At 61.2% G+C, this 20,055-nt stretch carries 15 protein-coding genes; 1 reads left to right on the top strand and 14 read right to left on the bottom strand.

The genetic code is table 11. The annotated features are described in order from the left end of the window. Positions 1-127: 127 nt before the first annotated feature. Positions 128-2,044 carry a methyl-accepting chemotaxis protein gene (locus ABV589_RS17055; protein WP_367082657.1) on the top strand — a complete coding sequence of 639 codons (1,917 nt, stop codon included), beginning with the start codon at positions 128-130 and terminating at the stop codon, positions 2,042-2,044. Positions 2,045-2,183: 139 nt separating this feature from the next. On the opposite strand, the gene ABV589_RS17050 is transcribed toward ABV589_RS17055, so the two are convergent. From ABV589_RS17050 to ABV589_RS16985, 14 genes are all read right to left on the bottom strand, one after another. Continuing rightward, a complete protein-coding gene (locus ABV589_RS17050; protein WP_367082655.1) occupies positions 2,184-3,131 on the bottom strand; it encodes an IS110 family transposase in 948 nt (315 codons plus the stop codon). 244 nt (positions 3,132-3,375) lie between these two features. Continuing rightward, a complete protein-coding gene (locus ABV589_RS17045; protein ID WP_367082654.1) occupies positions 3,376-4,110 on the bottom strand; it encodes an amino acid ABC transporter ATP-binding protein in 735 nt (244 codons plus the stop codon). Next, on the bottom strand, positions 4,103-5,062 hold the full coding sequence (locus ABV589_RS17040; protein ID WP_367082653.1) for an amino acid ABC transporter permease: 960 nt from the start codon (positions 5,060-5,062) through the stop codon (positions 4,103-4,105). The genes ABV589_RS17045 and ABV589_RS17040 overlap by 8 nt, the downstream gene beginning before the upstream one ends. Before the next feature lie 180 nt (positions 5,063-5,242). After that, the gene (locus ABV589_RS17035; protein WP_367082651.1) at positions 5,243-6,040 is read right to left on the bottom strand and encodes a transporter substrate-binding domain-containing protein; all 798 of its coding nucleotides are present in this window, start codon (positions 6,038-6,040) and stop codon (positions 5,243-5,245) included. A gap of 358 nt (positions 6,041-6,398) precedes the next feature. Beyond that, positions 6,399-8,969: a glucans biosynthesis glucosyltransferase MdoH gene (gene mdoH, locus ABV589_RS17030; protein ID WP_247269357.1), complete on the bottom strand. Its 2,571-nt coding sequence runs from the start codon at positions 8,967-8,969 to the stop codon at positions 6,399-6,401. Further along, a complete protein-coding gene (locus ABV589_RS17025) occupies positions 8,962-10,746 on the bottom strand; it encodes a glucan biosynthesis protein G (RefSeq protein ID WP_167734086.1) in 1,785 nt (594 codons plus the stop codon). Before ABV589_RS17025 ends, mdoH begins: the two co-directional genes overlap by 8 nt. Positions 10,747-11,098: 352 nt before the next feature. Beyond that, positions 11,099-11,536 carry a D-aminoacyl-tRNA deacylase gene (gene dtd / locus ABV589_RS17020; RefSeq protein ID WP_108590854.1) on the bottom strand — a complete coding sequence of 146 codons (438 nt, stop codon included), beginning with the start codon at positions 11,534-11,536 and terminating at the stop codon, positions 11,099-11,101. Beyond that, on the bottom strand, positions 11,533-12,504 hold the full coding sequence (gene pip / locus ABV589_RS17015; protein WP_367082649.1) for a prolyl aminopeptidase: 972 nt from the start codon (positions 12,502-12,504) through the stop codon (positions 11,533-11,535). The genes dtd and pip overlap by 4 nt, the downstream gene beginning before the upstream one ends. A gap of 261 nt (positions 12,505-12,765) precedes the next feature. Next, positions 12,766-13,569: an N-formylglutamate deformylase gene (gene hutG / locus ABV589_RS17010; protein WP_367082648.1), complete on the bottom strand. Its 804-nt coding sequence runs from the start codon at positions 13,567-13,569 to the stop codon at positions 12,766-12,768. A gap of 10 nt (positions 13,570-13,579) precedes the next feature. Continuing rightward, the gene (hutI, locus tag ABV589_RS17005) at positions 13,580-14,785 is read right to left on the bottom strand and encodes an imidazolonepropionase (RefSeq protein WP_367082646.1); all 1,206 of its coding nucleotides are present in this window, start codon (positions 14,783-14,785) and stop codon (positions 13,580-13,582) included. Between the two features lie 245 nt (positions 14,786-15,030). Beyond that, positions 15,031-16,563, bottom strand: coding sequence for a histidine ammonia-lyase (hutH, locus tag ABV589_RS17000; protein ID WP_367082644.1), 1,533 nt, complete (start codon positions 16,561-16,563; stop codon positions 15,031-15,033). A 116-nt stretch (positions 16,564-16,679) separates the two neighbouring features. Further along, a complete protein-coding gene (gene hutH / locus ABV589_RS16995; RefSeq protein ID WP_367082643.1) occupies positions 16,680-18,203 on the bottom strand; it encodes a histidine ammonia-lyase in 1,524 nt (507 codons plus the stop codon). Between the two features lie 154 nt (positions 18,204-18,357). After that, positions 18,358-19,188: a glycine betaine/L-proline ABC transporter ATP-binding protein gene (locus ABV589_RS16990; protein ID WP_047601084.1), complete on the bottom strand. Its 831-nt coding sequence runs from the start codon at positions 19,186-19,188 to the stop codon at positions 18,358-18,360. Next, the gene (locus ABV589_RS16985; protein ID WP_027611284.1) at positions 19,185-20,036 is read right to left on the bottom strand and encodes a proline/glycine betaine ABC transporter permease; all 852 of its coding nucleotides are present in this window, start codon (positions 20,034-20,036) and stop codon (positions 19,185-19,187) included. The genes ABV589_RS16990 and ABV589_RS16985 overlap by 4 nt, the downstream gene beginning before the upstream one ends. Between the last annotated feature and the right edge of the window lie 19 nt (positions 20,037-20,055).

The following is a 20,055-nucleotide window of genomic DNA, read 5'->3' as shown; positions in this document are numbered from 1 at the left end:
TCAAAAGATCGCAGCCTGCGGCAGCTCCTACACAAGGGTGGTGTCGGACAAATCGGGTTACAGATTGCCATCACCCCGCCGATACAGTCCCCATAAGTCCAATTAGTGGTCCGAGGGGAGTCGTCGCATGTACCGTTGGTTAGCCGAGAATCTTGGGAACGTCAGCGTCAAACGCAAGCTGGGCATCGGTTTCGGCCTGGTGCTGTTGCTCACCCTGCTGATTACCTTTACCGGCTGGACCGGCATGGGCGGCATCATCAGCCGTGGCGACAAGCTCGGCTTCATTTCCAGCCTCAACGAGCTGACCAAGGACCTGCGCTTGGCGCGTCTGGACTATGAAGCGCGTCGTGGCGAACAAGGCCCGGGCGCGGTCAACGAGTTGCTGGCCAAACTCGCCAGCGGCTTGCAAACCGCGCGCGGCCTGATCGAGCAGCCCGCAGATGCGGCCATGGTCGATCAGCAACTGGCCGCTGTCGCCGAGTACAAACGTGCCTTCGCCGACATGACACAGGCCACCGTGCAGCGTGAAGACGCGCGCAGCAAGCTCGGCGCCAGTGCCGACAATGCCGTGGCTAAAGTCTCGGAAGTCGAGAAATCCATGCTGCAGGGTGACAGCGTCGCGCAATTCAACAGCGTGATCGAACTGAGCAAACTGTTGCAGCAAGCGCGCTATCAGGTGCGTGGCTACACCTACAGCGGCAAGGCCGAGGCGGAGCAGCCCGCGCTGGACGCCATCGACAATGCGCTGAAAAACCTCGACAGCCTGCCGGCGAAACTGCCCGAACAGCACATCGCCAACCTGCAACAGGCCACCGACTCGATCAAGGCTTATCGCGCGGCGGTCGCTCAGTTCCGCGACTCGCAGGTGAACAATGCCAAGGCCGGGGCAACCATGACGGCTCAGGGCGACATCCTCCTCGACCTCAGCAAGAAGCTCACCGAATCACAAACCGTGGTGCGCGATACCGATGCCGCGCACGCCAAGAACATGCTGATCATCGCCACCCTACTCGCCGTGGCCTTCGGTTTGCTGGCCGCATGGGCGATCACCCGGCAGATCATCATTCCGCTGAACCAGACCCTGAAAGTCGCCGAGCGTGTGGCTGCCGGCGACTTGACCCACAACCTGGTGTCGCAGCGTCGCGACGAACTCGGCCAGTTGCAACGTTCGATGCAGAGCATGACCCAAGGCCTGCGCGAGTTGATCGGTGGCATCAGCGACGGCGTCACGCAAATCGCCAGCGCTGCCGAGGAATTGTCAGCGGTGACCGAGCAGACCAGCGCCGGGGTCAACAATCAGAAAGTCGAGACCGACCAGGTCGCTACCGCCATGAACGAAATGGCCGCCACCGTGCAGGAAGTCGCGCGCAACGCCGAGGAGGCTTCCGAAGCCGCCGTGGCCGCCGACCAGCAAGCCCGTGAAGGCGACAAGGTGGTGGGTGAAGCCATCGCGCAGATTGAGCGTCTGGCCGTTGAGGTCGGTCATTCGACCGAAGCCATGGGCGAACTCAAGCGCGAAAGCGACAAGATCGGCAGCGTGCTCGACGTGATCAAGTCCGTGGCCCAGCAAACCAACCTGCTGGCGCTCAACGCCGCGATCGAAGCGGCCCGTGCCGGTGAGGCCGGGCGTGGTTTTGCGGTGGTTGCCGATGAAGTCCGCAGCCTCGCCCAGCGCACGCAGAAGTCCACGGAAGAGATCGAAGAGCTGATCGTCGGCCTGCAGAACGGCACCCAGCAAGTGGCGACGATCATGGACAACAGCCGCAGCCTGACCGACAGCAGCGTCGAACTGACCCGCCGTGCCGGTGGCTCACTGGAAAGCATCACCCGCACCGTGTCGGCGATTCAGGCAATGAACCAGCAGATCGCCGCGGCGGCAGAGCAGCAGAGTGCCGTGGCTGAAGAAATCAACCGCAGTGTGCTGAATGTGCGGGATGTGTCGGATCAGACCTCGGCGGCGAGTGAAGAAACGGCGGCGTCGAGTGTTGAGCTGGCGCGGCTGGGGACGCATCTGCAGATGCTGGTGGGGCGGTTCAAGGTCTGAGGTGATGCATCGACCTCGGTTCACTGTGGACCGAGGTGATGCTATCGCTGGCAAGCCAGCTCCCACAGGTTTCTAGTCGTTCACAAAGTTTGTGTTCAACCCATTCACTGTGGGAGATTCTATGGTTGAGGGAAAGCCCTCAACCGGCCTTCGGTTGATATTCGCTTTGCCCCTTGAGCAGAGCGAATACCACCCGCGCAAGCTTTCGAGCCAGTATCACCAGTGCCTGTGTCGTGCTGAAGCCTCGGGCTCTTTGCTCCTCGTAGAAGCCTTTCCAGGCTGGCGTACGACTGGCCGACATGGCTGCGTTATGCAGCAGTCGACGAGCTTCCGGATCTCCACGCTTGGTCAGGCTTCGGCGACCATCCTTCTGCCCCGACTGTGACACTCGTAAATCCATCCCCAAAAACGCGATGAATGCATCTGCATTCCTGAAATCACCCCGTTGAAACGCAACAATCAAACGGGCTCCAGTCAAAAAACCAACGCCTTCGACTTTCGTGCATCGCTTCAGTTGGGCAAGCAAACCGGCTTCTTTCAACTGCTCGTTGATCATCTTCTCGACCAATGTCTCAAGCCTCTGCATTGAAGCCACTTGCTCGGCAAACGCGCTTTTAAGCAGCGGCTCATTTTTCCAACTTTGCACCAAGCCAACGCGCGCCTGAACCAGCGCTGCGCGACGACGAAAAAGGCTCAAGAGTCGGCGATACAGCGGCGATGGCGGAATCCAGGGATGCAGTTCTTCGTATTCATTTTTCAGATAACGGGCAAGCAGTTTGGCGTCCAGCGCGTCGGTTTTAGCGCGAACATTCACTCCTTTGCGGTAATGACTCAGCTCGTAGCCACCGACCATGTAAATCGTGCACCCGGCTTCATGGGCCAGATCGGCGAACGCCAAGTGATAGATATTGGTCGATTCAATGGCCAGATCAACCGGTGCAGGCAAGGCTTTCAGCCATTTCTCGATCGCTGCCTTGTCATTGGAAATAGTCTCGAGCAGATCCAGCTCGGCCTGATAGATGACCAGCTCATTCTTGGCGACATCCACGCCCACGATTGGCTTGGAAACAGAAACCGACATTGCCATTGAACACCCCCCGAGATATGGTTTTGAACACTTGAAGGGATCACCCAGGGGCGCAGGCTTGTTCCTATCGTCGGTCTAGCCAGATGCATTCTTTATCGGCGCTTGGGTGAAAGGAGGAGGGGCGAAATCTCCCACGGATCTGTACTGCGTCAACAGTCAGAATCTGGCTTTGTCCCTCCTCCTCCCTTCAAGTCTCAGCATACAAGCTGGCTTGCCAGCGATGGCGTCCGAAAGAACGCCGCCGTTACAACACCTGCCGCAGGAACGCCTGAGCGCGCGGATCCTTCGGCGCATCGAAAAATTGCGCCGGCGCGGCATCTTCCAGCAGTTTGCCGTGATCGAAGAACAGCACCCGATCCGCCACTTCCCGGGCAAAACCCATTTCGTGGGTCACGCAGACCATGGTCATGCCTTCCACGGCCAGGTTCTTCATCACGTCCAGCACTTCACCGACCATTTCCGGGTCGAGGGCCGACGTCGGTTCGTCGAACAGCATCACTTTAGGGTCCATCGCCAGCGCCCGGGCAATCGCCACGCGCTGTTGCTGACCGCCGGACAGGCGTGACGGGTATTCCCGCGCCTTCTGCGCAATACCGACCTTCTCCAGCAACGCCAGGGCCTTGGCCTCGCTTTCCTTTTGCCCGCGCTTGCGCACGACCTTCTGCGCCAGGCAGAGGTTTTCCAGCACGGTCATGTGCGGGAACAGGTTGAAATGCTGGAACACCATGCCGACTTCACGGCGGTAGGCGTTGACGTCGGTTTTCGGGTCAGCCAGTTGCAGACCGTCGATGCTCACCGAGCCCGAGTCGAATTCTTCCAGGCCATTGAGGCAACGCAGGAAGGTCGACTTGCCCGAGCCGGACGGGCCGATCACCACCAACACTTCGCCCTTGGCGACGGAGGTGGTGACGTTATCCACCGCCCGGACTACCTGGCCCCGGGTGTCGAAGACTTTTACCAGATCGCGGACTTCAATCACTTTGCGCGAGCCTCCGCTCAAGCCGGCTGGCGATTTTCGACAGCGGCAGGTTGATCAACAGGTACAGGCCGGCAACGCAGAACAGGATTTCGAACGGCGAGAACGAGGTGGTGATGACTTCACGGCCACTTTTCAGCAGCTCGGTAATCGCGATCACCGACACCAGCGAGGTGTCCTTGACCAGGCTGATGAACTGCCCGGCCAGCGGCGGCAGCACGCGTTTGAACGCTTGCGGCAGCACCACGTGGCGCATCGACTGGCCGGCGCTCAGACCGAGCGAACGCGCAGCTTCGTTCTGCCCGCGAGCAATCGACTGCACGCCGGAACGGATGATCTCCGCCACGTAGGCGCCGGTAAACAGCGACAGCGCGGCGATCCCGGCGAACTCCCGGGACAGGTTCATCACCGTGCCGATGAAGAAGTAGAAAATGAAAATCTGCACCAGCAGCGGCGTGCCGCGCACCAGTTCGACATAGATGCTCGACAGGTCGCGCAGAGTCGGGTTGCTCGACAGGCGGCACAGCCCGGTGACCAGTCCGATCAACAGCCCGAGTACACCGGACACTACCGAAAGCCACAGCGTCGTCCAAAGGCCCCACAGCAGCGGCCCTGCCGCCCAGTGTCGGGTCACGCCCACGACGTCACCTTCAGACACATCGTCGCCCTGAGCGAATTGCAGGCTGTTCTCGTCGACGGTCAGGTGCTGCTCGTCACCGGCGTCGTTGCGCAGGGTGACCTGCGCGCTGCCGCCCTTGCGCACCAGTTCGGTGACGGTGGAGATGTCAGCAGCGCGCTGGGTTTCCTCGGCCTGATAGGCGAAGTACTGCGGCACGCGGTTCCAGCGCCATTCGTAGGACATCAGCGACGTGGCGTAATACAACGCGCCCGCCAGGCCGACCAGCACCAGCACGGTCAGGACGTGCCAGGGCCATTGGGCTTTTTTCTGTTTCATCTAGAGCAAATCCATATCGATCAGGATGCTCGCTCCCTCTGTGGCGAGGGAGCTTGCTCCCGCTAGGGTGCGCAGCAGCCCTGAAATCAGCCACCGCGCAACGTCGGGTAGAACGAGTCAACCAGTTACGACTGCTTCGCAGCCGAGCGGGAGCAAGCTCCCTCGCCACAACGACCGGCGTTATTCCATGTCCTTGAGCCACTCGGTGCTCTTGAACCACTTGTCATGGATGCGATCGTAGGTGCCGTCTTCGTGGATCTGGTGCAGGAAGTTGTTGATGAAGTTGATGCTGTCGTAATCACCCTTCTTCAGACCGAAGGCCAGCGGCTCGTAGGTGAACGGCTTGTCGAGGAACACCAGTTTGCCGGCGCCGACCTTGTTCACCGCGACCACGTTGTACGGCGCGTCGTAGATGAACGCGTCGGCCTTGCCGTTAACCACGTCGAGCACGGCTTCCTGCTCGTTGTCGTAGCCGTGGTACTTGGCCTTGGCGATCAGCTTCTTGGCGACCATCTCACCGGTAGTGCCGAGCTTGGAGGTGATGCGGTAGTCGGCGGTGTTCAGGTCTTTATAGGACTTGATGGTGCCTTCCAGCTCCTTGCGGATCAGCAGAGTCTGGCCGACCACGATGAACGGCTCGCTGAAGTTCAGGCGCAGGTTGCGTTCCTGAGTCAGGGTCATGCCGCTGCCGATCATGTCGAACTTGTCGGTCATCAGGGCCGGAATGATCCCGTCGTAACCGGTGGACACCAGCTCCAGCTTGACGCCCATGGCCTTGGACATGGCTTTGAGGATGTCGACTTCGAAGCCGATGATCTCGCCGCGCTTGTTGGTCATTTCGAACGGCATGTAGGTCGGATCCATACCGACTTTCAACGTGCCGCGCTTGACCGCGTCATCGATTGCACCGGCGTGCGCCGCATTGACTGCAACCAGTGCCGTGACGCCGACCAGCAGCATCGCCAGATACTTCTTCATCTTCAAGTCCCCAAAACCATTGCAATTGCGGCGCGAAAAACGACAGAAATGGACAAGATTGTCCGGGTGCGCCAATTCGGGGACGGATGCTAACGCACTCGATTTTTTGCACAAGGTTTAATGGACGATTTGTTTAACAATCAAGGGCCACCCCTCACCCCAGCCCTCTCCCCAGAGGGGAGAGGGGGAAAGGGAGCCGATCGGGGAAATATTCGAAAGCTAAGTTCGACTCGATTTCTCAGGTCGATGCAACTCGAATATCCAATCCGGTCAGTCCCCTCTCCCTCCGGGAGAGGGTTAGGGTGAGGGGGCTTTTCAGCGCCATAAAAAAACCCCGCTAGTTAGCGGGGTTTCTTCATCAGGCCGGTTGCGCCTGCAAGCTCACAGGCTTGAGCGGCAACAGCGGCGCATGCGGATCGGCTTTCACCGAAGCGCGCCAGGCGTCCAGCCACTCGTTGTGGCCCTCGGCCCAGACCAGCTCGTGCAGACGCGCCAGCGCCACCGGATCACTCAGCAGTTGCAGGCGATCATGGTTGCTCAGGGCTGCCGGACCCGCCTTCAGGGCGTGACGCACACGCTCCTGACGCAGCCACTCGATCGGCTCGGCCTGACCGTGACGGGCCGTCGCCAGCGAACACGCCAGGGCGTTCTGCTGCGGATCGACCACGGCGCGGATGAAGCCGTCGTTCAGTGCATGCCAGCGGTTTTCGTGGGTGTACTGGTCGGTCGCCAGCAGCGCCTGTGGCGGATTGTATTCCTCGGGGATGAGGAACAGGCTCTCGTCACGGGACTTCAGGCCCAGACCGACACGGCTGGAAATCACCGACACCGGGATCGACAGCATCAGCGAACCGACGATCGGCACCAGCCACCACAGGAAGCTCGGGTTCAGCCAGATCACCAGCAGCGCCCAGCAGAAGCCCAGCAGGGTCTGCGGACCGTGGCGCTTGACCGCCTCGCTCCATGGCGTGGAGTCGTCGTCACGCTGCGGCGAGTTCCAGGTCGCAGCCCAGCCGAGGAACGCGGCGAGGACGAAACGGGTGTGGAAAATCATCCGCACCGGCGCCAGCAGCATGGAAAACAACATCTCCAGCAGCATCGACAGGGTCACCTTGAACTTGCCACCGAACTCTTTCGCGCCCTTGGCCCAGATCAGGATGATGCTCAGCAGTTTCGGCAGGAACAGCAGCACGATGGTGGTCGAGAACAGCGCGATCGCCTTGTCCGGGTGCCATTGTGGCCACAGCGGATAGAGCTGACGCGGTTCCAGGAAGTACTGCGGCTCCATCAGCGTGTTCACCGCCAGCAGCGCGGTCGACAACACCAGGAAGAAGAACCACAACGGCGCCGACAGGTACGACATCACGCCGGTGAGGAACACTGCGCGGTGCACCGGGTGCATACCTTTGACCAGGAACAGGCGGAAGTTCATCAGGTTGCCGTGGCACCAGCGACGGTCACGCTTGAGCTCGTCGAGCAGGTTCGGCGGCAGTTCTTCGTAGCTGCCCGGCAGATCGTAGGCAATCCACACGCCCCAGCCGGCACGGCGCATCAGCGCAGCTTCAACGAAGTCGTGAGACAGGATTGCACCGGAGAACGCACCTTTACCCGGCAACGGCGCCAGGGCGCAGTGGTCGATGAACGGCTTCATGCGGATGATCGCGTTGTGACCCCAGTAGTGGGATTCACCCAACTGCCAGAAGTGCAGACCGGCGGTGAACAGCGGACCGTACACGCGGGTAGCGAACTGCTGCATGCGCGCATACAGGGTGTCCATGCCCGACGCTCGCGGCGCGGTCTGGATGATCCCGGCGTCCGGCGTGGCTTCCATCAGGCGCACCAGACTGGTCAGGCACTCGCCGCTCATCACCGAGTCGGCGTCGAGCACGACCATGTACTTGTAGTCACCACCCCAGCGACGGCAGAAGTCGTCGAGGTTGCCGCTCTTGCGTTTCACACGGCGGCGACGGCGGCGATAGAAGATCTTGCCGAAGCCCTTGGCTTCACGGCAGACATCCAGCCAGGCTTGCTGCTCGGCGACGCAGATATCGGTGTCGTTACTGTCGCTGAGGACGAAGAAGTCGAAGCGATCCAGATCACCGGTAGCGGCGACCGACTCGAAGGTGGCGCGCAGACCGGCGAATACCCGGGGCACGTCTTCGTTGCAGATCGGCATCACCAGCGCGGTACGAGCGTCTTTCGGAATCGGCTCGTTGCCGGCACTTTTGCCGGAGATACGGTATTTATCGTGACCGGTGAGCAACTCGAGGAAGCCCATCAGTGCCGTCCAGAAACCGGCCGAGACCCAGCAGAACAAAATCCCGAACAGGATCAGGATGCTGGTTTGCAGCGCATACGGCAGCACTTGCGTGGCGGTTTGCAGCAGCGGCTGGTGCAGCACTTCGTCCAGATCGACGAACGACCAGCCCTGGTACGGCATGATGCCTTTCATGTACCAGCCGGCAACGATGGTCTGACCGAGCATCAGCAGCAACAGAATGTAGCGACGGATCGAACCCACGGTGCGCCAGCGCGCCGCCGGCAAGACGTTTTCGTCCTTCGGCGGCTGCGGCGGGTTGGTGCGCCCGGTCAGGCGGCGCCAGCCACGCACCAGAATATTGGTGCGCCAAGGCTCCGGCACGACTTTGGTCCGACGGATCGGCGGAGTCGCCTTCATGCTGACCCGACCGCTGGCGTCGAGCACCAGCATTTCCGCCTCTTCCAGCTCCTCGGCGGTGCTCAGGGTCAGGCGCTTGCCCACCGAAGCCTGGGCGGCTTCGGCAGGCGCGTCGAACGTCGGCGACGACAGACGCTGGTGCAGTTCGCTGAAGGACTGGCAGCCCGCGAGTTCCGCGCGCTGCTCGTCGGTCATCGGCAGATGCGCCAGATACTCGGACAGAGTCTCTGGCTGTACTTGAGAGTTACTCATCGGCAGGCAACTGATAGCTCCAGGTCTCGGTCAGGACTTCTTCAGTCGGTGCCGATTCCGGTGTGGCTGGGGCCGCGTTCGCAGCCGCTGGCTGCTTGGCGTCTTTGTTGGCCTTGTCCTTGGCATCTGCGGCTGGCTTGGCGTCGGCCTGTTTGGCCTCGGCTGCCTTGGCTTCCTTCTCGTCTTTCTCTTGTTGCTTGGCCGCGACCTTGTCCGCCTTGGCCACCGACGAATTCGACGCCGGCACCGAAGACTTGGCCAGATCAGCGGTGACCACTGGCTGTACCAGGGCGGCCCGCATCTCGGTGGACTTGCTCGCGTCCTTGATCTTCATGCGCAGGGTCAGGCGCCAGCCCTTGGTTTCCGGGTTGTAACGCACGCTGTTCTCGACCAGTTCGGCGTTATCGCCAACGCTGACCTGACTGCGCACATCGGCATCCGGGGCCAGAGCCGCCAGCGATGGACCTTCGAAGTCGACCAGGTAGGCAACGCTGCCATCCGGTTGACGGATCAGGTTCGACTGCTTGACGTCACCGGTCGAACGCAGGGTCTGCTTGACCCAGGCGCTGTCGGGGGCGTGAATCGCCGCTTCGTCCATGGTCCAGTGCAGGCGGTAGGCGAAGTCCAGCGGCTTGCCTGGCTCCGGCATGGTTTCCGGGCTCCAGAACGCAACGATGTTGTCGTTGGTTTCGTCGGCAGTCGGAATCTCTACCAGATCAACGGTGCCCTTGCCCCACTCGCCCTTCGGCTCGATCCAGGCGCTTGGGCGCTTGTCGTAGCGGTCGTCGAGGTCTTCGTAGTGGCTGAAGTCGCGGCCACGCTGCAGCAGACCGAAACCACGCGGGTTCTCGACGCTGAAGTTGCTCACGGCCAGGTGTTTCGGGTTGTTCAGCGGACGCCAGATCCACTCGCCGTTGCCGGCATGGATCGACAGACCGCTGGAGTCGTGCAGTTCACGACGGTAGTTGAGGACTTTCGACGGCTGGTTGGCGCCGAACAGGAACATGCTGGTCAACGGTGCGATGCCCAGTTTGCCGACCTTGTCACGCAGGAACATCTGCGCCTTGACGTCGACAATGGTGTCGCTGCCCGGACGCAGGATCAGGCGATAGGCACCGGTGGCGCGCGGCGAATCAAGCAGGGCGAAGATCACCAGATGCTTGTCGCCCGGCTTCGGCTGCTGAATCCAGAACTCGCGGAAACGCGGGAATTCTTCGCCCGACGGCAGTGCGGTGTCGATCGCCAGACCACGGGCCGACAGACCGTAAGTGTGACCCTTGCCGACGACGCGGAAGTAGCTCGCGCCGAGCATGGTCATGATTTCGTCTTGTTTGTCGGCCTTGTTGATCGGGTACAGCACACGGAAACCGGCGTAGCCCAGTTGCTCAGTGGCTTTCGGATCGAACTTGAGGTCGCCGAAATCGAAGCGGGTCGGATCGTATTTGATCTCTTCGACGGTGTTCGCCGTGATTTCGTTGATTTTCACCGGCGTATCGAAGTGCATGCCCTGGTGATAGAAGGACAGCTTGAACGGTGTTTTCTGATCGGCCCACTCAGCCTTTTCGGTGAGGAAGCGGATTTTCTGATAATCCGCGAACTTCATGTCACGGAATTCGTTCGGCAGGTTGCTGCGCGGGGCTTCGAACTTCTGCCCGGCCAGCTCTTTAGCCTTGGCTGATACATCGTCAAGATTGAACGCCCAAAGCTGGCCGGCGCTGAGCAGGCACAGGAGCGCCGAGCCGGCTACCAGGGCACTTCGCATGCGTTTGGCAGACATTTTTGCTGCATTACAGGGACTAACAATCACGAGCAACCCTCGCCGAAAACAGATCAAAAAACCAACGGCCAGATTAAGTGCCTGTGGGGTTTTCGACTTTGAAAAGCCGACCTCCCAGCGCACCCTTGCCAAGTTGGCGAGCATTGTTCCGACTCCGCTGGGGCAAAATGATTCCCCAATCGGATCCGGACAAGTCTCTACCTAAGTCAAAAATGGAACAGCGAACGCTGATCCCCATAGCGCGCGATTATCTAGTAGCCCGCGTGACAACGCATCAGGGGTAACAAAGTATTTATCGCGAAAAACGCCTGTTTTCAGTCGAAAAGCCCTTGAAAAGATGTTTCAAGCGCTTTCATGTCTGTAACAGGAAGGTGACCGGGCCATCGTTGACCAGGTGCACCTGCATATCCGCGCCGAATCTACCTGATGCCACAGTGCCATGCATCTGTTTCGCTTTGCCCAATAGATAGTCGAACAATTCCTCGCCCAATGCAGGAGGGGCTGCGGTCGAGAAACTCGGGCGCAACCCGCTCTTGGTGTCAGCAGCCAGGGTGAACTGAGAGACCAGCAGCAACCCGCCACCTACATCCGCCAAGGACAGATTCATCTTGCCCTCGGCGTCACTGAATACCCGATAGTTAAGCAGCTTATGCAGAAGTTTGTCGGCGCTGGTACGGGTATCGTCGGGTTCGACCGCCACCAGTACCAGCAATCCTTGATCCACCGCGCCGACGATCTCGCCCGCCACTTCGACCCGTGCACCGCGCACGCGCTGTAACAGGCCCTTCATGCTTCTTCGGGCGGCAGGTCAAGCAGGCGGCGAGCCATTTTGCTCGCGGCGCGTACCAGCGCGTCGGTGATGCCCGGCTCGGACGCGGCGTGACCGGCGTCGCGAATCACCTGCAGCTCGCTGTTCGGCCAGGCCTGATGCAGTTCCCAGGCGTTGTCCAGCGGGCAGATCACGTCGTAGCGACCGTGAATGATCACCCCCGGCAGGTGGGCGATCTTGCCCATGTCGCGAATCAGCTGATTCGGCTCAAGGAACGCGTTGTTGGTGAAGTAGTGGCACTCGATCCGCGCAATCGACAAGGCGCGCTGCGGCTCGGAGAAACGGTCGACCACCAGCGGGTTCGGGCGCAGGGTCGCAGTGCGCCCCTCCCAGGTCGACCAGGCCTTGGCCGCATGCATCTGCGCGATCTGGTCGTTGCCGACGAGGCGCTTGTGGAAAGCGCTGAGCAGATCGTCGCGCTCGTCCAGCGGGATCGGCGCGATGTAATCCTGCCAGTAATCGGGGAACAGACGGCTGGCACCGGCCTGATAGAACCACTCGATTTCCTGCGGGCGGCAGAGAAAGATGCCGCGCAGGATCAGACCGTGTACGCGCTCCGGGTGGGTTTGCGCGTAGGCCAGCGCCAGGGTCGAACCCCAGGAACCGCCGAACAGCACCCATTTGTCGATGCCCAGGTGCTTGCGGATACGCTCGAGGTCGGCGACCAGATCCCAGGTGGTGTTGTTTTCCAGGCTGGCGTGCGGGGTGGAGCGTCCGCAGCCGCGCTGGTCGAAGGTGACAATGCGATACAGGTTCGGATCGAAATAGCGACGGCTCTGCGCGTCGCAACCGGCACCCGGGCCGCCGTGGATGAACACCACTGGCAAGCCTTCCGGCGAACCACTTTCGTCGACGTACAGCGTGTGGCTGTCATCGACAGCCAGATCGTGCCGGGCGTGGGGTTTGATCTGCGGAAACAATGTCTGCATTGCGCGCTCCGTAAGGGGTCGAGGTCATCCCTGGGGGGACTTCTATTATTCTGCCGTTCGGCATCATAAACCCGATTTACGTCAATGAGCATGCCTGAGGCCATGAATCAAAATCTGTGGCGAGGGAGCTTGCTCCCGCTGGGCTGCGGAGCAGCCCCAAAACAGTCAACCGAGTGTTCCCGGTTGAATCCGGATTGCCGGTTTGCGACGGCTGCGCCGCCGAACGGGAGCAAGCTCCCTCGCCACAATTTTCTCTGCGAGTCAGGTGGTATGGCGGGATTTGCCCCAGTTCAAGAAGCCCTGCAGCAACTCCTTGAGCACCACCCGCGTCGGCTCGGCCAGATCGGCGCGGTAGCGGAACGGTTCGAATTCTTCCATGTAGGTGCACTGGCCCAGTTCCAGTTGCACGGCGTGGATCTTCTCGGCCGGGTTGCCGTAGTGGCGGGTAATGTGGCCGCCCTTGAAGCGTCCGTTGAGCACGTGACTGTAATTGCCATGCCGCGCGCAGATCGCTTCGAGCTGCGTCGCCAGCTGTGGATCGCAACTGGCGCCGTTGAAGGTGCCGAGGTTGAAGTCCGGCAGTTTGCCGTCGAACAGGTGCGGGATGATCGAACGGATCGAATGCGCATCGAACAGCAGCGCATAACCGAATTCAGCCTTCAGCCGTGCCAGCTCTTGCTGCAGGGTGCGGTGGTACGGCGTCCAGATCTGTTCCAGATAAGTAGCGCGCTCTGCTTTGGTGGGCTCCAGCCCTTCGCGGAACAGCGGAATGCCATCGAACAGCGTCGCCGGGTACAGCCCGGTGGTGGCGCCGGCATACAACGGCTTGTCATCGGACGGACGGTTGAGGTCGATGACAAACCGCGAGTACTCGGCCGCCAGGGTGCTGGCGCCCAGCTCTTCGGCAAAATCATAGAGCTGCGGAATGTGCCAGTCGGTGTCCGGCAGGCTTTTCGCGTCCGGTATCAGCCCGGCCTCGACCACAGGCGTCAGGCGCACACCGGCATGCGGCATGCTGATCAGTAGAGGCACGCGACCTTGTTTGAAACTCAGAACCTTATCCACAACCGCTCTCCTACAGACTTGATTCGACGCCGTGACGCACGACGCGTTTGTCCAGATCACCCCCGAGCCAATAGGCCAGGTCCGCCGGACGATCGATGTGCCAGGCGACGAAATCCGCGACCTTGCCGACTTCCAGCGAGCCATGGGTGTCGGCCATGCCCAGCGCTTGCGCAGCGTGGATGGTCGCACCGGCCAGGGCTTCTTCCGGGGTCATGCGGAAGCAGGTGCAGGCCATGTTCAGCATCAGGCGCAACGACAGCGCCGGTGAGGTGCCGGGGTTGAGGTCACTGGCGATGGCGATCTTGACCTTGTGCTTGCGCAAGGCGTCCATCGGCGGTAACTGGGTTTCGCGCAGAAAGTAGAACGCCCCCGGCAGCAGCACGGCGACGGTGTCGGACTTGGCCATGGCGATGGCGTCGTCTTCATCCATGAACTCCAGGTGATCGGCGGACAACGCGTGATACCGCGCGGCCAGACTGGAGCCGTGCAGCGATGACAATTGCTCGGCGTGCAGCTTTACCGGCAGACCAAGTTTTTGTGCGGTGATGAACACCCGCTCGACTTGCTCCGGCGAGAACGCCAGGTACTCGCAGAACGCATCCACCGCGTCGACCAGCCCTTCGGCGGCAAGCGACGGAAGCATCTCAGCGCAGATGTGCTCGATGTAGTCGTCAGCGCGATCCTTGTACTCCGGCGGCAGCGCGTGGGCGGCCAGACAGGTGCTGCGCACGCTGATCGGCAGCTCTTTTTCCAGGCGACGAATGACCCGCAGGATCTTGCGTTCGCTGGCCAGATCGAGACCGTAGCCAGACTTCATCTCGACCGTGGTCACGCCGTCGCGCATCAGGCTTTTCAGGCGCTTGGCGGCGCTGGCGAACAGCTCGTCTTCAGTCGCTTCACGGGTGGCGCGCACGGTGCTGGCGATGCCGCCGCCCTGCGCCGCGATCTCAGCATAGCTGACGCCTTGCAGACGCTTTTCGAATTCGCCGCTGCGGTTGCCGCCGAACACCGTGTGGGTGTGGCAGTCGATCAGGCCCGGGGTCACCCACGCGCCTTGCAGATCGTTGACCGCCGGGTATTCACCGGACGGCAGCAGATTGCGCGGACCGATCCACTCGATGTGCGCACCGGACGTCACGATGGCCGCATCCTCGATGATCGAGTACACGCCCTGCGCCATGGTTGCGACGTGGCAGTGTTGCCAGAGGGTTTTCACTGTTGGCCTCCGTTGGAATTGGTTTGGTGGGGAGCCTTCAAAAGCCCCTCACCCTAGCCCTCTCCCGGAGGGAGAGGGGACTGACCGGGTTGTTCTGTCGAGATACATCGACCTGAGAATCTTGAGCCGAACTCCGGCTCTGAAAACAATGAAGATCGGCTCCCTTCCCCTTCTCCCCCTTGGGGGAGAGGGCTGGGGTGAGGGGGATCGATTTCAGCAACAACAAAACTCCCCCTGAAAAACACTTACAAACTAGGCAGCAATTTCGCCGGAACCAGCTCAGTCAAACACCGCGAAGCCAACAACTCGGTCGCCGCATTGATGTCCGGCGCAAAGAAGCGGTCCTTCTCATAGAACGGCACTTCGCGGCGCAGAATCGCCCGCGCCTGTTCCAGCTTGGCCGAGGTCTTCAGACCGTTGCGCAGATCCAGCCCCTGCACCGCCGCCAGCCATTCCACCGCGAGAATGCCGCGGGTGTTCTCGGCCATTTCCCACAGGCGCTTGCCAGCGGCCGGGGCCATCGACACGTGGTCTTCCTGGTTGGCCGAGGTCGGCAGGCTGTCGACCGAATGCGGATGGGACAGCGCTTTGTTCTCGCTGGCCAATGCTGCGGCGGTCACCTGAGCGATCATGAAGCCGGAGTTCACACCGCCATTGGCCACCAGGAATGGCGGCAGTTGCGACATGTGCTTGTCCATCATCAGCGAGATACGGCGTTCGCTCAGCGAGCCGATTTCAGCGATGGCCAGGGCCATGTTGTCGGCGGCCATGGCCACCGGTTCGGCGTGGAAGTTACCGCCGGAAATCACATCGCCTTCAGCGGCGAACACCAACGGGTTGTCGGAGACGGCGTTGGCTTCGACCACCAGCACTTCAGCGGCCTGACGGAACTGGGTCAGGCAGGCGCCCATGACTTGCGGCTGGCAACGCAAGGAGTACGGGTCCTGAACCTTTTCGCAGTTCTGGTGCGAATCGGACACTTCGCTGCGCTCGCCGAGCAGATCGCGGTAAGCCATGGCTGCATCGATCTGGCCTTTCTGACCACGGGCGGCGTGAATGCGCGCGTCAAACGGCGAGCGCGAACCGAGTACCGCTTCCACCGTCAGCCCGCCAACGGTCAGTGCACCGGCAAACAGGTCTTCACCTTCAAACAGACCGCGCAGGGCGAATGCAGTGGACACCTGAGTGCCGTTGAGCAGCGCCAGACCTTCTTTCGCCGCCAGGGTCAGCGGGGTCAGACCGGCGACTTTCAGCGCTTCGGTCGCCTCCATCCATTCACCCTTGTAGCGCGCCTTGCCTTCACCCAGCAGCACCAGCGACATGTGCGCCAGCGGTGCCAGATCGCCAGAAGCGCCCACCGAACCTTTGAGCGGAATGTGCGGATACACCTCGGCGTTGATCAGCGCGATCAGCGCATCGATCACCACGCGGCGGATCCCGGAAAAACCACGGCTGAGGCTGTTGACCTTGAGCACCATGATCAGGCGCACCAGCTCGTCGCTGATCGGCTGGCCGACGCCGGCGGCGTGCGACAGCACCAGTGAACGCTGGAGATTTTCCAGGTCTTCGCTGGCGATCCGGGTCGAGGCCAGCAGGCCGAAACCGGTGTTGATGCCGTAGGCGGTGCGATTCTCGGCGAGGATCTGCTCGACGCAGGCGACACTGGCTTCGATCTGCGCCGCAGCGCTGTGGTCGAGGGTCAGCTTGACCGGTTGCTGATAAACGTCACGCAGTTGGGCCAGGCTCAGTTGGCCGGGAATCAGGTTCAGCGCAGTCATTAAAATGCTCCTTTTGAACATTGTTATTAACTACCAGTCGCTCCGGAGCATTCCGTTATCCGTCGTTTCTCGTCTTGTGGACGATCCGCGCCTTGGCACGCTGGTATAGGTAATTGTCAGTGCAGATTCGGTAATACGTTGTGCAGCGAATTCGGGGCTTTCAGAACGCTGGCGGCGGCGGCGATATCCGGCGCCAGCCAGCGATCCTGATCGTAGGCCGGGACAGTTTCCCGCAGCAGACGCCACGCCCGGTCAGTGCCCGCGCCAAAGCTTTGTTCCTTGAGGAATTCGAAGGCCTGTGCCGCCAGCAGGTACTCGATGGCGAGAATCTGCGTGCAGTTTTCCAGAGCGCGATGCAGCTTCAGCGCGGCGCTGGTGCCCATGCTCAGATGGTCTTCCTGCAGGCCCGAGGTGACGTAGTTGTCGAGCACTGCCGGTTGCGCCAATTGGCGGTTCTCGGCACACAGCGAAGCGGCGACGTATTGCACGATCATCATCCCGGAGTTCACCCCCGGGTTGGCCACCAGAAACGCCGGCAGACCGCTGACGTGCGGGTTGACCAGACGATCGAGGCGGCGCTCGGCAATCGAGCCTATTTCAGCCATGGCAATCGCCAGCAGATCCGCCGCCATCGCCACCGACTGGCCGTGCGGGTTGGCTTGCGACATCACCCGGAAATTCTCCGGCGTGCCCAACAGCAACGGGTTATCGGTGCAGCCGTTGAGCTCGGCTTCCACCTGTTTGATCGCATGGTCCAGTTGATCGCGCGCCGCGCCGTGCACCTGCGGAATCGAGCGGATGCTCAACGCATCCTGAGTGCGAATGCCTTTGCTGGTCGCGATCACTTCACTGCCATCGAGCAAGGCGCGCAGATTGCTCCCGACCTGTTGCATGCCCGGGTGCGGCTTGAGCGCGATGATCTCGGCGTCGAACGCGGCAATCTGCCCACGCTGGGCTTCGAAACTCATGGCGCCGATCACGTCAGCCCATTGCACCAGGCGTGTCGCGTCGGCAACCGCCAGGCAGCTGAGGCCGGTCATGCACGGCGTACCGTTGACCAGACACAAACCGTCCTTCGCGCCGAGCTGCACCGGTTGCAGTCCTTCTTCGGCCAGCGCCTGTTGCGCCGTGGTGATCTGCCCACGATAGCTGACATTGCCCACACCAATCAGCGCGATGCCGATGTGTGCCATGTGCGTCAGATAACCCACCGAACCTTGCGATGGAACCTGTGGGGTGATGCCACGATTGAGCAGCGCCAGCAGCGCTTCGACCACGCGGCGATGAATGCCGGATTTGCCGTGGCTGTAGTTGTGAATCGCCGCGCAGATGATCGCGCGGGTCTGCTCATCGGGCAGCACCGGACCAACGCCACAGGCGTGGCTGAGCAAAGTGTTGCGCGAGAGCTGGCTGAGTTGCTCGTCCTTCAGCGAGACGTTGGACAAACCGCCCAGACCGGTGTTGACGCCATAGGCACGCTCGCCGCTTTCGACGATACGCTGAACGATGCCCTGAGCGTTTTCGATGCGCGCCCAGGTCTCGCTCGACAGCTCAAGTTTTGCGCCGTGACGGGCGACGGCAACCACGTCCTGCCAACGCAGGGGGTTGCCGGTAATGATGATTTTTTCAGCCTGGGACATCTAAAACCTCATGCCAATTCTGTTGATACACCAACCTGTGGCGAGGGAGCTTGCTCCCGCTGGACTGCGAAGCAGGCCCAAAATTTTTGCGACCGCTGCGCGCTCGAGCGGGAGCAAGCTCCCTCGCCACAAAAGCAGTCTCGCCCTTAGTCCACTAAACCACCGCCGCCCGCCGCTGCACGAACCGGTCAACATACTCATCCGCCGGCGAATGCAGGATCTCTCTTGGCGTGCCGACCTGAATCAGGCGCCCATCCTTGAGGATCGCGATGCGGTTGCCGATGCGCACGGCCTCGTCGAGGTCGTGGGTGATGAAGACGATGGTCTTGTGCAGGGTCTTTTGCAGCTCCAGCAACTGGTCCTGCATCTCGGCGCGGATCAACGGGTCGAGCGCACTGAACGCTTCGTCCATCAGGATGATGTCGGTGTCGGCCGCCAAGGCGCGGGCCAGGCCCACGCGCTGACGCATGCCGCCAGAGAGCTGGTGCGGGTATTTGTTTTCGTAGCCTTTGAGGCCCACGGTGTTGATCCAGTGCAGCGCACGTTCGGCGCACAACTGTTTGCTTTCGCCGCGCACTTTCAGACCGTAGGCGACGTTCTCGATCACGGTCTTGTGCGGCAGCAGGCCGAAGCTCTGGAACACCATGCTGATCTTGTGCCGGCGAAATTCGCGCAGTGCTTCCATGTCGTATTGCAGGATGTCCACGCCGTCGACCAGGATCGCGCCGCTGGTGGGGTCAATCAGGCGATTGAAGTGGCGCACCAGGGTCGATTTGCCGGAGCCGGAAAGGCCCATGATCACGAAGATCTCACCGGTGCCGATGCTCAGCGACAGGTCGTTGACCCCGACCACGCAACCGGTTTCGTTCAGCACCTGATCCTTGGTCTTGCCCTGGCCGACCATCGCCAGTGCGTCCTTGGCGCGGTTGCCGAAAATCTTGAAGACGTTTTTGACTTCGATCTTGCTCACGGTTGCGTTGTTCATTTGCTCACCTCATGCCGTGGCCGACCGTACGCCTGAGTAATGCGGTCGATGACCACTGCGAGAATCACGATCGCCAGACCGGCTTCGAGGCCGCGTCCGACGTTGAGGGTCTGAATCCCCACCAGCACGTCTTCACCCAGGCCACGGGCGCCGATCATCGAGGCGATCACCACCATCGACAGGGCCATCATGGTGGTCTGGTTGATCCCGGCCATGATGCTCGGCAGGGCCAGCGGCAGTTGTACGCCGAACAGTTGCTGCCAGCGGTTGGCACCGAAGGCGTTGATCGCTTCCATCACTTCGCCGTCAACCTGGCGGATGCCCAGATCGGTCAGGCGGATCAGCGGCGGCGCGGCGTAGATCACCGTGGCGAAAATCGCCGGGACCTTGCCCAGACCGAACAGCATCAGCACCGGGATCAGATACACGAAGCTGGGCATGGTCTGCATGATGTCGAGCAGCGGCATCAGCACCGAACGCAGGCGATTGCTGCGCGCCGAGAGAATCCCCAGCGGAATGCCGATCAGCACCGAAATGATCGTCGCGACCATCATCAGCGCCAGGGTCTGCATGAGTTTGTCCCACAGGCCGACAGCGCCCACCAGGAACAGCAGACCAACGATGACCGCGGTGGTCAGCACTTTACGCGTGGCGTGCCAGGCGACGACGCCGACGATCGCCAGCATCAACCACCACGGCGCCGCACGCAGCAGGCCTTCAAGGTTGACGATGGCCCACAGCAGGGTGTCCGAGATGTGGCGGAACACATCACCGTAGTTGGTGACCAGCGAATCGACCCAACCGTTGACCCAGTCGGCGATGGAAAAGGTAAAGCTTTCGGGAAACATAAGCGGCTCTCAATCAGAA

The sequence above is a fragment of the Pseudomonas sp. HOU2 genome, from assembly GCF_040729435.1.
Lineage (GTDB): Bacteria > Pseudomonadota > Gammaproteobacteria > Pseudomonadales > Pseudomonadaceae > Aquipseudomonas.
Note: the sequence above shows the minus strand (reverse complement) of the source record. Positions and strands in the feature narration are given on the sequence as shown.

Bases quoted from the DNA above. Each gene is read 5' to 3' on its own strand.
- ABV589_RS17035 (WP_367082651.1), bottom strand. From the start codon at position 6,040: ATGAAGAAGTATCTGGCGATGCTGCTGGTCGGCGTCACGGCACTGGTT.
- pip (WP_367082649.1), bottom strand. From the start codon at position 12,504: ATGCAGACATTGTTTCCGCAGATCAAACCCCACGCCCGGCACGATCTG.
- ABV589_RS16985 (WP_027611284.1), bottom strand. From the start codon at position 20,036: ATGTTTCCCGAAAGCTTTACCTTTTCCATCGCCGACTGGGTCAACGGT.
- ABV589_RS16990 (WP_047601084.1), bottom strand. From the start codon at position 19,188: ATGAACAACGCAACCGTGAGCAAGATCGAAGTCAAAAACGTCTTCAAG.
- hutH (WP_367082643.1), bottom strand. From the start codon at position 18,203: ATGTCCCAGGCTGAAAAAATCATCATTACCGGCAACCCCCTGCGTTGG.
- ABV589_RS17040 (WP_367082653.1), bottom strand. From the start codon at position 5,062: ATGAAACAGAAAAAAGCCCAATGGCCCTGGCACGTCCTGACCGTGCTG.
- mdoH (WP_247269357.1), bottom strand. From the start codon at position 8,969: ATGAGTAACTCTCAAGTACAGCCAGAGACTCTGTCCGAGTATCTGGCG.
- ABV589_RS17025 (WP_167734086.1), bottom strand. From the start codon at position 10,746: ATGTCTGCCAAACGCATGCGAAGTGCCCTGGTAGCCGGCTCGGCGCTC.
- ABV589_RS17050 (WP_367082655.1), bottom strand. From the start codon at position 3,131: ATGGCAATGTCGGTTTCTGTTTCCAAGCCAATCGTGGGCGTGGATGTC.
- ABV589_RS17055 (WP_367082657.1), top strand. From the start codon at position 128: ATGTACCGTTGGTTAGCCGAGAATCTTGGGAACGTCAGCGTCAAACGC.
- dtd (WP_108590854.1), bottom strand. From the start codon at position 11,536: ATGAAGGGCCTGTTACAGCGCGTGCGCGGTGCACGGGTCGAAGTGGCG.
- hutH (WP_367082644.1), bottom strand. From the start codon at position 16,563: ATGACTGCGCTGAACCTGATTCCCGGCCAACTGAGCCTGGCCCAACTG.